13 protein-coding genes and 1 pseudogene are annotated in these 14337 nt (G+C 61.7%); 4 read left to right on the forward strand and 10 right to left on the reverse strand.

What is annotated here, in order from left to right; all coding sequences use genetic code 11:
* The first annotated feature begins 138 nt into the window (after positions 1-138).
* Positions 139-1287, forward strand: a complete 1149-nt coding sequence (locus tag APH28_RS08555) for an efflux RND transporter periplasmic adaptor subunit (RefSeq protein WP_060508520.1) — start codon at positions 139-141, stop codon at positions 1285-1287.
* Positions 1288-1300: 13 nt separating this feature from the next.
* Positions 1301-4345, forward strand: coding sequence for a multidrug efflux RND transporter permease subunit (locus tag APH28_RS08560; protein WP_060508521.1), 3045 nt, complete (start codon positions 1301-1303; stop codon positions 4343-4345).
* A gap of 198 nt (positions 4346-4543) precedes the next feature.
* Here APH28_RS08560 and APH28_RS08565 read toward each other — a convergent pair whose 3' ends face one another.
* From APH28_RS08565 to colR, 5 genes and pseudogenes are all read right to left on the reverse strand, one after another.
* The gene (locus tag APH28_RS08565; RefSeq protein WP_060508522.1) at positions 4544-4762 is read right to left on the reverse strand and encodes a hypothetical protein; all 219 of its coding nucleotides are present in this window, start codon (positions 4760-4762) and stop codon (positions 4544-4546) included.
* Positions 4762-5460, reverse strand: coding sequence for a lipopolysaccharide kinase InaA family protein (locus APH28_RS08570; RefSeq protein WP_060508523.1), 699 nt, complete (start codon positions 5458-5460; stop codon positions 4762-4764). The genes APH28_RS08565 and APH28_RS08570 overlap by 1 nt, the downstream gene beginning before the upstream one ends.
* 6 nt (positions 5461-5466) lie before the next feature.
* Positions 5467-6146: pseudogene (locus tag APH28_RS08575) on the reverse strand (class I SAM-dependent methyltransferase).
* A gap of 107 nt (positions 6147-6253) precedes the next feature.
* Positions 6254-7555: a HAMP domain-containing sensor histidine kinase gene (locus APH28_RS08580; RefSeq protein ID WP_060508524.1), complete on the reverse strand. Its 1302-nt coding sequence runs from the start codon at positions 7553-7555 to the stop codon at positions 6254-6256.
* Positions 7545-8228 carry a two-component system response regulator ColR gene (gene colR / locus APH28_RS08585; protein ID WP_003255215.1) on the reverse strand — a complete coding sequence of 228 codons (684 nt, stop codon included), beginning with the start codon at positions 8226-8228 and terminating at the stop codon, positions 7545-7547. Before colR ends, APH28_RS08580 begins: the two co-directional genes overlap by 11 nt.
* Positions 8229-8408: 180 nt before the next feature.
* On the opposite strand from colR, the gene APH28_RS08590 reads away from it, so the two are divergent.
* On the forward strand, positions 8409-9137 hold the full coding sequence (locus APH28_RS08590; RefSeq protein ID WP_060508525.1) for a phosphatase PAP2 family protein: 729 nt from the start codon (positions 8409-8411) through the stop codon (positions 9135-9137).
* Positions 9138-9211: 74 nt separating this feature from the next.
* Here APH28_RS08590 and groL read toward each other — a convergent pair whose 3' ends face one another.
* The 5 genes from groL to APH28_RS08615 form a co-directional block, all read right to left on the reverse strand.
* Complete coding sequence (groL, locus tag APH28_RS08595; protein ID WP_060508526.1) at positions 9212-10855, reverse strand: chaperonin GroEL; 1644 nt, start codon at positions 10853-10855, stop codon at positions 9212-9214.
* A 48-nt stretch (positions 10856-10903) separates the two neighbouring features.
* Entirely contained in the window at positions 10904-11197 is a 294-nt protein-coding gene (locus tag APH28_RS08600; RefSeq protein ID WP_009684394.1) for a co-chaperone GroES, read from the reverse strand.
* Positions 11198-11449: 252 nt separating this feature from the next.
* The gene (locus tag APH28_RS08605) at positions 11450-11911 is read right to left on the reverse strand and encodes an FxsA family protein (protein ID WP_060508527.1); all 462 of its coding nucleotides are present in this window, start codon (positions 11909-11911) and stop codon (positions 11450-11452) included.
* 67 nt (positions 11912-11978) lie between these two features.
* Positions 11979-12710, reverse strand: a complete 732-nt coding sequence (locus APH28_RS08610; RefSeq protein WP_060508528.1) for a HugZ family protein — start codon at positions 12708-12710, stop codon at positions 11979-11981.
* A gap of 92 nt (positions 12711-12802) precedes the next feature.
* Positions 12803-13813: a DUF481 domain-containing protein gene (locus tag APH28_RS08615; RefSeq protein ID WP_060508529.1), complete on the reverse strand. Its 1011-nt coding sequence runs from the start codon at positions 13811-13813 to the stop codon at positions 12803-12805.
* A gap of 153 nt (positions 13814-13966) precedes the next feature.
* On the opposite strand from APH28_RS08615, the gene APH28_RS08620 reads away from it, so the two are divergent.
* On the forward strand, positions 13967-14320 hold the full coding sequence (locus APH28_RS08620) for an MGMT family protein (RefSeq protein WP_060508530.1): 354 nt from the start codon (positions 13967-13969) through the stop codon (positions 14318-14320).
* Positions 14321-14337 lie beyond the last annotated feature (17 nt).

Raw genomic sequence — 14337 nt, forward strand, 5'->3', positions numbered from 1 at the left:
TCGCGGCTAAAGCCGCAAAGGGGCCGGCACAGGCAATTCTCTCTCCTTCTGCAATACTTCCCTCTATCCGCACGTGGGCAGGACCGCCCGTTGTCGTGTCATAACGAATAACAACCATGCATCCAAGGAACCGGACTTATGCTACGCCGCCGCATGCTTATCATGTTGGCCGTCGTTCTGCTGATCGTGCTGGCCCTGGGGGGCTACAAGGGCTTCTCGATCTACAAGCAGATCCAGATGTTCTCCGCACCCCGCCCGCCCATCACCGTTGCGGCCGCCCCGGCCGAACAACGCCTGTGGCAGGAGCGCCTGCCCGCCGTCGGCAGCCTGAAGGCTTCGCAGGGCGTTGACCTGAGCCTGGAAGTGGAAGGCATCGTCAAGGCCCTGTACTTCGATTCCGGGCAGAAGGTCAAAGCCGGGCAACCACTGCTGCAGCTCAACGACGACCAGGAAACCGCCCTGCTCGGCACGGCCCAGGCTGACCTCGGGCTGGCCAAGGTCGATTTCGGCCGCGGCAGCCAGCTGGTTGGCGATGCCGCCATTTCCCGCGGCGAGTTCGACCGCCTGTCCTCCCAGTACCGGCGCAATCAGGCGGTGGTCGAGCAGCTCAAGGCGCAGAAGATCAAGAAAGGCATCAACGCGCCGTTCAGTGGCACCATCGGCATTCGCCAGGTGGACATCGGCCAGTACCTGGCCGCTGGCACGGTGATCGCCACCTTGCAGGACCTGTCCAGCCTGTACGTCGACTTCAACGTACCGGAACAGGCGCTACCGCACCTGAGCCTGGGCCAGCAGGTGCGGGTGCAGGTGGCTGCTTACCCGGGCCAGACCTTCCCGGCCAGCCTCAGTGCGATCAACCCCAAGGTCGATGAGAACACCCGCAACCTGCTGGTGCGCGCGACCCTGGCCAACCCAGACGACAAACTGCTGCCCGGCATGTTCGCCAACTTGCTGATCCTCCTGCCCAACCCGCAACCACAAGTGGTCGTCCCGGAAAGCGCCATCACCTATACCCTGTACGGCAACTCGGTATACGTCGCCACGCCGAAGAAGGACAAGGACGGCAACCCGGAAAACGACGACAAGGGCCAGCCGCAGCTCACTGCCGAGCAGCGCACGGTGCAGACTGGCGAGCGCCGCGATGGCGTGGTGGTGGTCAGCAAGGGCCTCAGGGCCGGCGAACAGGTGGTCACCGCCGGGCAGCTCAAGCTGACCCCGGGTGCGGCCATCCGCATTGGCCAGGACAGCGCGCTAAAGCCCGAACAGGGCACACCGCGCACTGACTGAGCAGGAGGCAGGCATGGCGTTCACCGACCCGTTCATCCGCCGCCCGGTTCTGGCCAGCGTGGTCAGCCTGCTGATCCTGCTGCTCGGCTTCCAGGCCTGGAACAAGCTGCAGATCCGCCAGTACCCAAAAATGGAAAACGCCCTGATCACGGTGACCACCGCCTACCCCGGGGCCAACGCCGAGACCATCCAGGGCTACATCACCCAGCCGCTGCAACAGAGCCTGGCCAGCGCCGAAGGCATCGATTACATGACCTCGGTCAGCCGGCAGAACTTCTCGGTGATTTCCATCTATGCACGTATCGGCGCCGACAGCGACCGCCTGTTCACCGAACTGCTGGCCAAGGCCAACGAAGTGCGAAACCAGCTGCCTCAGGATGCTGAAGACCCGGTACTGAGCAAGGAATCCGCCGATGCCTCGGCACTGATGTACATCAGCTTCTTCAGCAAGGAGATGAGCAACCCGCAGATCACCGACTATCTGTCGCGGGTGATCCAGCCGAAGCTTGCTACCCTGCCGGGCATGGCCGAGGCGGAAATCCTCGGCAACCAGGTGTTTGCCATGCGCATCTGGATCGACCCGGTAAAGCTGGCGGGTTTCGGCCTGTCGGCCACCGACGTGACCAATGCCGTGCGCCGCTACAACTTCCTCTCCGCCGCCGGCGAGGTGAAAGGCGAATACGTGGTCACCAGCATCAACGCCAGCACCGAGCTGAAATCGGCCGAAGCCTTCGCCGCGCTGCCGCTCAAGGTTTCCGGTGACAGCCGGGTGCTCCTGGGCGACGTGGCACGGGTGGAGATGGGCGCGGAAAACTACGACACGGTCAGCTCGTTCGATGGCACGCCGTCGGTCTACATCGGCATCAAGGCCACCCCAGCGGCCAACCCACTCGACGTGATCAAGGAAGTGCGGCGCATCATGCCAGAGCTGGAAAGCCAGCTGCCTGCGGCGCTGAAGGTGTCGATCGCCTACGACGCCACGCTGTTCATCCAGGCCTCCATCGACGAAGTGATCAAGACCCTCGGCGAAGCCGTGCTGATCGTCATCGTGGTGGTGTTCCTGTTCCTTGGCGCCCTGCGCTCGGTACTGATCCCGGTGGTGACCATTCCGCTGTCGATGATCGGCGTGCTGTTCTTCATGCAAATGATGGGCTATTCGCTGAACCTGCTGACGCTGCTGGCGATGGTGCTGGCCATCGGCCTGGTAGTGGACGATGCCATCGTGGTGGTGGAGAACATTCACCGACACATGGAGGAAGGCAAATCACCTTTCGACGCAGCCCTGGAAGGCGCGCGGGAAATTGCCATGCCGGTTGTGTCGATGACCATCACCCTGGCGGCGGTGTACGCCCCCATCGGTTTCCTGACCGGGCTCACCGGTGCGCTGTTCAAGGAATTCGCGCTGACCCTGGCCGGCGCGGTGGTGATCTCCGGCATCGTCGCCCTGACCTTGTCGCCGATGATGTGCGCCCTGCTGTTGCGCCAGGAGCAAAATCCCAGCGGCCTGGCCCATCGGCTCGACGTGCTGTTCGAGGGCCTCAAGGTGCGTTACCAGCGTGTGCTGCACGCCACCCTCGACAGCCGCCCGGTGGTGCTGGTGTTTGCCGTGATCATCCTGTGCCTGATTCCACTGTTGCTCAAGTTCACCCAGAACGAGCTGGCGCCCAACGAGGACCAGGGCGTGATCTTCATGATGAGCAGCTCGCCGCAGCCGGCCAACCTCGACTATCTGAACGCCTACACCGACCAGTTCACACCGCTGTTCAAGCGCTTCCCCGAATACTACTCGTCGTTCCAGATCAACGGTTTCAACGGTGTGCAGAGCGGCATTGGTGGCTTCCTGCTCAAACCCTGGAACGAACGCCAGCGCACGCAGATGGAATTGCTGCCGCTGGTGCAGGCCGAGCTTGAGCAGATCGGCGGGCTGCAGATCTTCGGGTTCAACCTGCCGGCGCTGCCGGGCACCGGTGAGGGCCTGCCGTTCCAGTTCGTGATCAACACAGCCGGTGACTACCCTGCCCTGCTGGAGGTCGCCCAGCGGGTCAAGCAACGGGCCCAGGCGTCGGGCAAGTTCGCCTTCCTCGATATCGACCTCGCCTTCGACAAGCCCGAGGTGGTGGTAGACATCGACCGGGCCAAGGCGGCGCAGATGGGCGTGTCCATGGACACGCTCGGCAGCACCCTGGCCACCCTGCTGGGCGAGGCGGAAATCAATCGTTTCACCCTCGAGGGCCGCAGCTACAAGGTGATTGCCCAGGTCGAGCGGCCCTATCGGGACAACGCCGGCTGGCTGAACAACTACTACGTGAAGAACGAGCAAGGGCAGCTGCTGCCCTTGTCGACCCTGATTACCCTCAGTGACCGCGCCCGCCCACGCCAGCTCAACCAGTTCCAACAGTTGAACTCAGCGATCATCCAGGGGGTGCCGATGGTCAGCATTGGCGAGGCGTTGCAGACAGTGCGCGACATCGCCCAGGAAGAAGCGCCCGAGGGCTTCTCATTCGACTATGCCGGGACAGCGCGGCAGTACGTGCAAGAAGGCAGCGCCCTGTGGGTGACCTTCGGCCTGGCCCTGGCGATCATCTTCCTGGTGCTAGCCGCGCAATTCGAGAGCTTCCGCGACCCATTGGTGATTCTGGTGACCGTACCGTTGTCGATCTGTGGCGCGCTGCTACCGCTGTTCCTAGGCATTTCCAGCATGAACATCTACACGCAGGTGGGGCTGGTGACGCTGATCGGCCTGATCAGCAAGCACGGCATCCTGATCGTCGAGTTCGCCAACCAGTTGCGAGAGGAAAAGGGCCTGAGCGTTCGCCAAGCCATCGAGGAAGCGGCAGCCATTCGCCTGCGGCCAGTTCTGATGACCACGGCGGCGATGGTGTTCGGCATGGTGCCGCTGATCCTCGCCACCGGGGCAGGCGCGGTGAGCCGCTTTGACATCGGCACGGTGATTGCCACCGGGATGTCGATCGGGACGTTGTTTACGCTGTTTGTCTTGCCTTGCATCTACACCCTGCTGGCACACAAATCTGAAGCCAAACAGCCGATAACTGCATGACTGCAACCCCTGTAGGAGCGGCCTTGTGTCGCGAAAGGGCTGCGAAGCAGCCCCAGCAATGCCAGTGTCACACATCAATTCAGGGGCCGCTTCGCAGCCCTTTCGCGACACAAGGCCGCTCCTACAAAGGCCAGTGTACGCTTTGACCTAAAAACAAAGGCCTCGCGTTTGCGAGGCCTTCATCTTGCTCGAGCTGTATCAGCCAAACGGCCGTAGCCCCTGGCGCATGCCAAAGAGGAACAACAGCAGGTCCTGGTCCGGTTCGGCCTTCTGCTGCGCCTTGACCACGCGCGGCGCCGCGCACTGGTCTGCCTTGCTGAATACCACAGGCCGAGGCTCTTCCCAGGCAGCGACCGCCGCCGTGGTCACAGCCAACCCAGCCACCAGGAACAAAGCTCGAGCTATTTCTAGTTTCATTACCCTAACCCTTTGACAGCGCTGCCAAACGCCATCTGGTAAAAATAGAGCAGCGTTTGCCATTCCGTGTCATTTAGCGACGAGTGGCGGCGTAGCTGGCGCAGGTCGTTACCCGCAGCCCGCTGACAGCTGATGCGACGTCGGCACTTTTCCAGGTCCAGGAGTGCGACTTCGACGCGGGCCTGCTCACCCTCGCCGATGACCTTGATGAAGACGTGCTTGCCGTAGAGGCAGCCATGCTGCCAGTGGCCCAAGTGCATGCGCGCCAGGTTGTCGGCCAGGTCCTTGAGCATGCGTTCATGCACTACCTGAGGGTAGCGCTCGCGTGCACCTTCGGCGTGCCACGTATCGAGCTCGACAAAGCCGTCCAGCGCCTCGCTGACCAGCAGCGCGCGCCACTGGTGCTCGGGATCACGTTCGGCGCCACAGAACACGATGCGTGGCACACGCACGCCCAATTGCTCGAAACTATTCAGCGCATCGAGCTCGCGCAACACCGTCGGCCTGCCGAATGGGTGCAACAAACTGCGATAGATATGGCCGACCTGACGCTTGGCATACAGCACTTTGCCGTTGCCATCGCTCAGGCGTTGTACGCCACTTTCACCACCGCGCCGCTGGTTGGGTTCCTCGACCCATTCGCCCTGCTGACGCCAGTAATAATCGAACCGCGACTCCCCATTTTGGGCTACAGCCATCAAACACTACCCCTTACGCAATACATATACCCGCCACATGGCATAGAACGGCAGGAAGTCGAGGTGCTCCTGGATTCTGAAGCCGGCGGCCTTGAATTCTGCTTCAACCGTTTCTGCCGGTAACACGAAACGGTTCTGATAGTGCCCTGCTCGGCCTTGGCACTGCGCTTTTGCTCGAGCTTCTGGCGGCGCCAGGCCTTGAAGTTGCCATCCACCCACAATGACAGGATTACACTGTCACGGCTAACCCTTTGAAACTCGTCAAGAATGGTCTTTCGATGAGCCGCCTCGCCAATATGATGAAACAGCCGCATGCAGAAGATGCTGTCGACCGAATTATCCGGCAAGTCGATCGCGAATGCCGATGTTCGCAAAGTGCGTACCCGAGCCACCACCGCTGGCGGTTGTGCTGCACAGGCTGTCTTGATCATCGCCTCTGAGTTGTCAGCACCGATGATCACCCGGTTTGGCTTTTCCGCCAGCAGTGGCCAGAAACGGCCTGCGCCGCTGGGCAAGTCAAGGACCAGGCCCGGTTCTCCCGCCAGCGCCAAGGCACGACGGGCCAGCTGCTCGTCGCGCTGGTGGGACAGGCGCCGAGCCAGCCCGTCCTGGTGCTTGAGCAAGTACTCCTTGGCATGTTGCTGGTCATACTTTTCGGAAAATTCGAGTTTGATCGGGCTGCGCATCGAGTGGCTCCTGTTTCCAATGCGCTTACCTTAGGTAACGAATCGTTGGAAGCAGGTCACGCCAGTGTGAAAATAATGTCATCAAACGGCAGGAATGTTTCAGGTTATTACTGCGTAGGATCGATCTTTTCTGATCCCTGGCTCAGGTCAACCTGAAAACGGCAGCCATGGGGAGCCGTTGAGCTCAGCGTCACTCGCCAGCCCTGGTCATCGCAGATCCGCTGCACCAGCGACAGGCCCAGGCCTAGACCCTCGCCGCGCCGCTCTTCACCGCGCACGAAGGGCTGGAACATCGCCTCGCGCTGCTCCTCCGGAATACCCACGCCACTGTCCTCGACACTGAAACCGTTGGCCTCCAGGCTCAGGCGAATGTAACCGCTATCGGTGTAATGCGCGGCATTGCGCAGCAGGTTGCCCATTACCGATTGCAGGAAGGTGGCGTTGTACAGCAAGGGGCCTGCACTGACCTGGCCATCGAAATACAGCGCCAGGCCTTTCTGCTCGATGGTGTCGCGCCACACCCCGACCAAGTCATCGGCCACTTCGCGCAGGGTTGCCTGGGACGCCACGGCCCCTTGGTCACGCTGGGCACGCGCCAGCATCAGGAAGGTCTTGACCAGCTCGCGCATCTCTTCCGTGGCACGGGCGATGCGCTCCACCTGGCTGCGCGCGCGGGTATCCAGATTGGGGTTTTCCATCAGCAGTTCGCACGAGGTGGCGAGCACCATCAGCGGGGTGCGCAGTTCATGGCTGACATCACTGGTGAACAAACGCTCGCGGGTCAGCGCATCGCGCAAACGGCCCAGGGTATCGTCGAACGCCACCGCCAACTGGCCGACTTCGTCGGCCGCGTAGTCCGGTGCCAACGGCGGCGCCAGGCCAAGCAATTGATCACGATGGCGAACCTGCCGGGCCAAGCGGATGACCGGTGCCATCACCCTGCGCGCCAGCAGCCAGCCGAGCACCACCGCCAATACCAGGCTGAGCACGAAGCCCACCACCACGACGGCGAACAGCACGCGCTCGCGCTCCTCGAAATCGCTCTGGTCCTGCAACAGCACATAGCGGCGACCATCGACGATCTCGACCATCGCGTGGTAGGACAACTGGTCGCGAAACACCTCATGGAAGCCGACATCGAGGTGTCGCAGGTCCTTGGGCAGCTCGAAATCGTCACGCCCGCCACTGAAATAGAACAGTTGGTCAGGCCGTGGCCTGTGGCTCCAGTCACTGACGCTGTCCATGCGCAGCAGGCGCTGCAGGTCGCCGCCGAGCACCGATGAAATCAGACGCTCCTCGACCAGGTGCACGGTGGCGACAATACCGAAGGCGAAGGCGCCGGCCACCAGCGCACTCATCAACGCAAAGGCGATGATGATGCGCTGGGCAAGGCTTTGCTTAAACTCCATCGCGGCCCTCGGCGAGGCGATAGCCGACGCCATGGACGGTATGCAACAGCGGTTTTTCGAACGGTTTGTCGATCACTTGGCGCAGCTGGTGCACATGGCTGCGCAGGCTGTCGCTGTCAGGGCAGTCATCGCCCCACAGGGCTTCCTCAAGCACCTCGCGGCGCAGCACGTGCGGGCTCTTCTGCATCAGTACGGCGAGCAGCTTGAGGCCGACCGGGTTGAGCTTGAGCAAGCGGCCCTGGCGGGTCACTTCGAGGGTATCGAGGTCGTAGCTCAAGTCCGCCACCTGCAGGGTACGGCGGCCGCCGCCCTGGGCCCGGCGCAGTACGGCTTCGATGCGTGCGGCCAGCTCGGACAGGGCAAACGGCTTGAGCAAGTAATCGTCGGCACCAGAACGGAAGCCCTGCAGGCGATCGTCCAGCTGGTCACGGGCCGTCAGCATGATCACCGGGGTATCACGGCGGGCATCCTCGCGCAGGCGCTTGCACAGGGTATAGCCATCAATGCCCGGCAGCATGATGTCGAGGACGATCAGGTCGTAGTGCTCGGTGGCGGCCAGGTGCAGGCCCGAGAGGCCGTCCTGGGCGCAGTCGACGGTGTAGCCCTTCATGCCCAGATAATCGGCAAGGTTGGCGAGAATATCGCGGTTGTCTTCAACCAAAAGAATACGCATCGGGTTCTCCTGTGCGGCGCTTCGCTACGGTGCGCGGCAGGCGCAGCTTAAGGCCATCGCCGGTACTGTGCCAGCCCCTGAGCAAATTCAGCGAACTTGACAGTTTTTTCACTGATCCTTCACGGACAGAGGATAGCGGGCGCACGACAATGCCCGGTCTTTTTACCCCCTGGAGTCGTCATGCAACAACGCACTCGTCCGCGTCCGATCAATTTCTGGCTGTACCTGGGCATACCACTGGCGGTTGCCGCGGCCCTGCTACTGTTGGAACTGACCTCGGTCGACATGGACGTCGCCAACCTGTTCTTCGACCCCGCCGCAGGGCAATTCATCGGTCGTCACAGCTACCTGTTGGAAACCATCATGCATGACCGGGTGAAGCAAGGCGTGATCCTGCTTGGCCTGATCTCGCTGGGCGCGTTCGCCTCGAGCTTCTTCTGGAAGCGCCTGTTCAGCTGGCGCCGCGAGCTGGGTTGCCTGGTGCTGGCGCTGGGGCTATCAACCGCCTTCGTCACGCCGCTGAAGAAGGTGACCCAGGTGCAATGCCCCTGGAGCCTGACCCAGTTCGGCGGCAAGGAAACGTACAGCGAACTGCTGCAGCATCGCCCGGCCACTGACAAGCCAGGCCTTTGCTGGCCGGGTGGGCATGCGGCGACCGGGTTCTGCTTGTTCGGGCTGTTCTTCATGCTGCGTGACCGCAAGCCGAAGCTGGCGCGGGTGGCGTTCGCGGTGGCACTGGTGACCGGCTCGGCGCTGGGGCTGGGGCGGATGCTGCAGGGCGCCCACTTTCTGTCGCATAACGTGTGGACGGCGGTGTTCTGCTGGTTGATCGGCTTGGGGTCGTACTACCTGGTGCTGTATCGCAAGGGCATGGCCGAAGTGCCAGTCGGCGAGCATCGCACTGCCTGATAGTGGGGTTGCACGAGAATGAAAAAGCCCCGCACTAGGCGGGGCTTTTTCTTGGTGCAGGGGGTAAGGCTGGCTTACATCATGCCGCCCATGCCACCCATGCCGCCCATGTCTGGCATGCCGCCGCCAGCTGGAGCTTCGCTCGGGGCATCAGCAATCATCGCTTCGGTGGTGATCATCAGACCGCCAATCGAAGCAGCAGCTTGCAGCGCCGAACGGGTGACCTTGGCTGGGTCGAGGATACCCATTTCGATCATGTCGCCGTATTCGCCGGTAGCAGCGTTGTAGCCGTAGTTGCCCGAACCTTGCTTGACCTTGTCAGCGACAACGCTTGGCTCGTCGCCGGCGTTGGCAGTGATCTGGCGCAGCGGCGCTTCTACAGCGCGACGCAGCAGGGCGATACCGACGTTCTGGTCTTCGTTGTCGCCTTTGAGGTCAACGATGGCAGCCAGGGCGCGAACCAGGGCAACACCACCGCCAGGCACCACGCCTTCTTCGACGGCAGCACGGGTAGCGTGCAGGGCGTCTTCAACGCGGGCTTTCTTCTCTTTCATTTCAACTTCGGTGCCAGCACCCACCTTGATCACGGCAACACCGCCAGCCAGCTTGGCCAGACGCTCTTGCAGCTTCTCACGGTCGTAGTCCGAAGAGGTTTCTTCGATCTGGGCACGGATCTGCTTGACGCGTGCTTCGATGTCGGCGTCAACGCCAGCACCGTCGATAATGGTGGTGTTTTCCTTGGACAGGATGACGCGCTTGGCGTTACCCAGGTGCTCCAGGGTGGTGGTTTCCAGGGTCAGGCCGATTTCTTCGGAGATGACCTGGCCGCCGGTCAGGACGGCGATGTCCTGCAGCATGGCCTTGCGGCGGTCGCCGAAGCCCGGTGCCTTGACCGCAGCAACCTTGACGATGCCGCGCATGTTGTTGACGACCAGGGTAGCCAGGGCTTCGCCTTCAACGTCTTCAGCAACGATCAGCAGAGGACGGCCGGCTTTGGCAACGGCTTCCAGAACTGGCAGCAGCTCACGGATGTTGGAGATCTTCTTGTCGACCAGCAGCAGCAGCGGGCCTTCCAGCTCGGCCACCATGGTGTCCGGCTTGTTGACGAAGTACGGCGACAGGTAGCCGCGGTCGAACTGCATGCCTTCTACGACCGACAGTTCGTTTTCCAGGCCCGAGCCTTCTTCAACGGTGATCACGCCTTCTTTACCGACTTTTTCCATGGCTTCGGCGATGATTTCACCGATGGAGTTGTCGGAGTTGGCGGAGATGGTGCCTACCTGGGCGATGGCCTTGGAGTCGGCGCATGGCTTGGACAGGTTCTTCAGCTCGGTGACAACGGCGGCGGTGGCCTTGTCGATACCGCGCTTCAGGTCCATCGGGTTCATGCCGGCAGCGACGGCTTTCAGGCCTTCGTTGACGATGGCCTGAGCCAGAACGGTAGCGGTGGTGGTGCCGTCACCGGCAGCGTCGTTGGCTTTGGAAGCGACTTCCTTGACCAGCTGGGCGCCCATGTTTTCGAAGGCGTCTTTCAGCTCGATTTCTTTGGCGACGGAAACGCCGTCCTTGGTGATGGTCGGAGCGCCGAAGCTCTTGGCCAGCACCACGTTACGGCCTTTCGGGCCGAGGGTCGCTTTTACTGCGTCAGCCAGAACGTTGACACCAACCAGCATTTTCTTACGAGCGGAATCGCCGAATTTTACGTCTTTAGCAGCCATGATCGTTTAATCCTTGAAAATCTTTGGAGTAACGGGAAGTCGGGGAAATCAGCCTTCGATAACGGCGAGGATTTCGTTCTCGGCCATGACCAGCAGGTCTTCGCCATCGACTTTCACGGTGTTGCTGCCCGAGTAAGGGCCGAATACCACTTTGTCACCGACTTTAACGGCCAGCGCACGTACTTCGCCGTTTTCCAGAACGCGACCGGTGCCAACAGCAACGACTTCGCCGCGGTTTGGTTTTTCAGCGGCCGAACCCGGCAGGACGATACCGCCAGCGGTTTTCGATTCTTCTTCGCTGCGACGGATGACTACGCGGTCATGCAGAGGACGAAGCTTCATTGTCGATCTCTCCCAAATTGTGGTTTTCATCGGCCGGTATCGACACCGGCGGGTTGATGCAGTCCGGCGTTGCCGGGGGTGGCCCGCAAAGGGCGAACCACCTGTGTCATGACTGGTGTTGCCACCAGAAACCTTGCGGTGACCACATACATGAGGCCGCCATATTCAATTACAAGGCTTGATATGCAAAATTTTTCAGCCGGTTAAAAAACACCGGGGCCGCTTGTGCGGCCCCGGGGGTTACAGGTCTGGCTATTTGTCGCGGCGCTCGTACTCGCCTTCGATCACATTCGGGCGGTGCCCGCCATCACGCGGCTGCGCCTGGAACGGGTCGTCCTGGAACGCGCGCTGGCGCAGGCTCTGGGCTTCGGCGCGCTCACGCATCTTGCGGGCGGCCAGGCGGCGGGTAAACGGCAACAGGCACAGCAGGCCCAGCACGTCGCTGATGAAGCCTGGCACCAGCAGCAGACCACCACCCACGGCCAGCATCAGGCCCTGGAACATGTCCTCGGCGGGCAGTTCGCCACGCTGCAGGCTTTCACGGGCACGCAGAGCGGTGGCCAAGCCGGCTATGCGCACCACCAGCACCCCCAGGGCAGAACCGGCGATGATCAGCAGCAGCGCCGGGAAAAAACCGATGGCGCCGGCTACCTTGACGAAGACGAACAGTTCCAGCACCGGGAACAGTAGAAACAGCAATAGAAAAGCACGCATCAAAGCATTCCTCGTCGGAAGAGACCCTTCCTGTAAAAGCTACAGATGGATGCGTGCGCTTGGGTTTTCAAGCCTCGACTCCAGTCGTAGCTGGCCATTGGTCGGCGCGTGCCAGCAAAACAAGGGCTTCGCGAACTTGTGTCGGCGTGTTGCAAGAAGCGGGGAACGCTAACCAGTAGATGCCCTGCCCGATGCGCAGGTGCATGCCTTCGCTGTCGATGCCAACCATCTGCGCCGGCACGCTGCGCGGCAGGTCACTCAACTCGACGTAATGGGCGATGGCATTGGCATGGTCACTGTTCATGTGCTTGATCATGCTGGCTTCGGCCTTGCCCGCGAACGGATTGGCCAGCGTCACCTGGTCGAGCCAGTGGATGGCACCGAAGCCGCCAATGTAGCGATGGCGCACCGGCTGCAGGACCCAGAAGTCGAAATCGTGGGCCTTGTGATAGTTGGCGGCGTCGGGAAAATAGCGGTAGTAGCGCTCGGCCGCTGCCTCGATGGCGGCCTCGTCGACCAGCTTGTGCGCCTCGGCCATGACCGTCAGGCGGCCGACAGCCTGCACGTCCTCTGCCTCGCGCTCACCCACCAGCAGCGAGCACTTGGGGTCTTTCTGCAGGTTGTGGGTGTGCTGGGCGATGCGGCTGATGAGGATCAGCGGATTGCCCTCGGCATCCAGGCAGTACGGCACCACGGAACCGAACGGGAAGCCGGGCATGGACTTGGAGTGGGTCGAGAGCACGCCGCGGTATTCCTTGAGCAGCAGTTCCCGGGCAGGGCGGATGGCGTTGGTACTCACTTGGGCGCGGCTCCTGGCGGCGGACTGGATGGGTGACAAGATAAGCATTATCACATCCAGTGCCAATGGGGCTGCTGCGCAGCCCCGGCGTTTTACCAGGTCACACCGAAGCCAGCGGTATAGCGGGTCTTGTCCAGGTCACTGTCCCGCGTACCGGTGATGATGTCCTTCTCTGCCTTGAGGTTGAGCGATGCCCATTCGGTGACCTTGTAGCGCAGCCCCAGCTCGGCATCCAGCGAGTAATCGGCCACGCCGCCCAGCGGCTTGGCAAACTCGCCATTGGTGAACAACTGGACTTTCTTGCCGATCAGGTAGCGGGTGTAGTCCCACTTCACCGCCGCCGAGTAGAAGTTGTCCTTGGCACCGTCCTGGTACTCGAAATCGGTACGGTTGATCAGCGACCCCAGCGAGAACGCGCCCAGCTCGTCATCCCAGAACTGGTAGCCCGGGCCGGTACCGACCGTGCGCTGACGAGCCAGGTCCTCGATGCGGTCACGCTTGTATTCCATACGCCCCTGCCAGAACCACTTCTCGGTGATGAAGCGGTCGAGCGCGTACTCGGCGCTCCAGTTGTCGGTAGTGGTGACGTCGTCCTTGGATTCGCGGTTGTATTCGCCTTCGGCATTGTGCCGCCAGCGCCCGTGGCGGGCAGTCGTCTTGAAGTCGACATCGTAATCGTCGCTGTCGGTCTCGGCGCGCTTGTAGTCCATGGCCACGTCGACGTTACCCTTCCAGATGAAGTCCTCTACCAGCGGTTTGGGCTTCATGATCTGCTGGACACTGGCCAGGTCGACGGTCTTGGGCGCCTCGCCATTGGCCAGGGTGACCTTGCCAGGTTCAGCGGCTTTGAGCGACTTCGCCTTTTCGCCGGTGTAGGCGTCCTGCTTGACCAGCAGTTCCTGGTCGCTTTCCAACGTCTGGACCTGTTTCCAGTCCAGCGAGATCGAGCCGCCATACGGGGTTTCCAGCAGCAACTTGCCACCGTCGAAAACACGGATTTTGCCGCTGAGCCGGTCGCCGTTCTTCATCCACACGGTGTCGGCGAACGCCGGGGCGGCGCACAGGGAAGCGGTCAACAGGCAAAGCAAGGATCTAGAATACATAAGCGCGCTACAGGTTCGATTTGACGAAAAAAGCCGGGCATTATCCAGATACCGACGACCAGAGCAAGGACAGACCCAGGAGTATGCCGTTGAGTTCAACTCTCATTTGCCGCGACCACTCGTCCGGTTTCATCTCAGCGCAGGGCTGCCCTGGTGTCTGAGGGATATGTACACACACAGGATTCGCCTGAAGCCCGACGAACGGCACTGTATTCAGTGCTTGGCCAGGTACCTGAGGGCAAGGTGGTCAGCTATGGCCAGCTCGCGGAACTGGCGGGGCTTGGCCGGGCAGCACGTTGGGTGGGCCGCACCCTCGGGCAGTTGCCAACCGATACTCGCCTGCCCTGGCACCGGGTACTCGGCGCAGGCGGGCGGCTGAGCCTGGCGTTGGGCACGCCTTCGGGCGATGAACAGCGGGCCAGACTGCGCGCAGAGGGTGTGAACGTGACCAATAATCGTGTGGATATGACACGCCATGGCTGGCGCCCGATGGAGCACAGCGGTTAGAGTGCGCGCTTTGTTTT

Origin of the sequence: Pseudomonas sp. NBRC 111124, from assembly GCF_001320245.1 — a bacterium.
Classification (GTDB): Bacteria; Pseudomonadota; Gammaproteobacteria; order Pseudomonadales; family Pseudomonadaceae; genus Aquipseudomonas.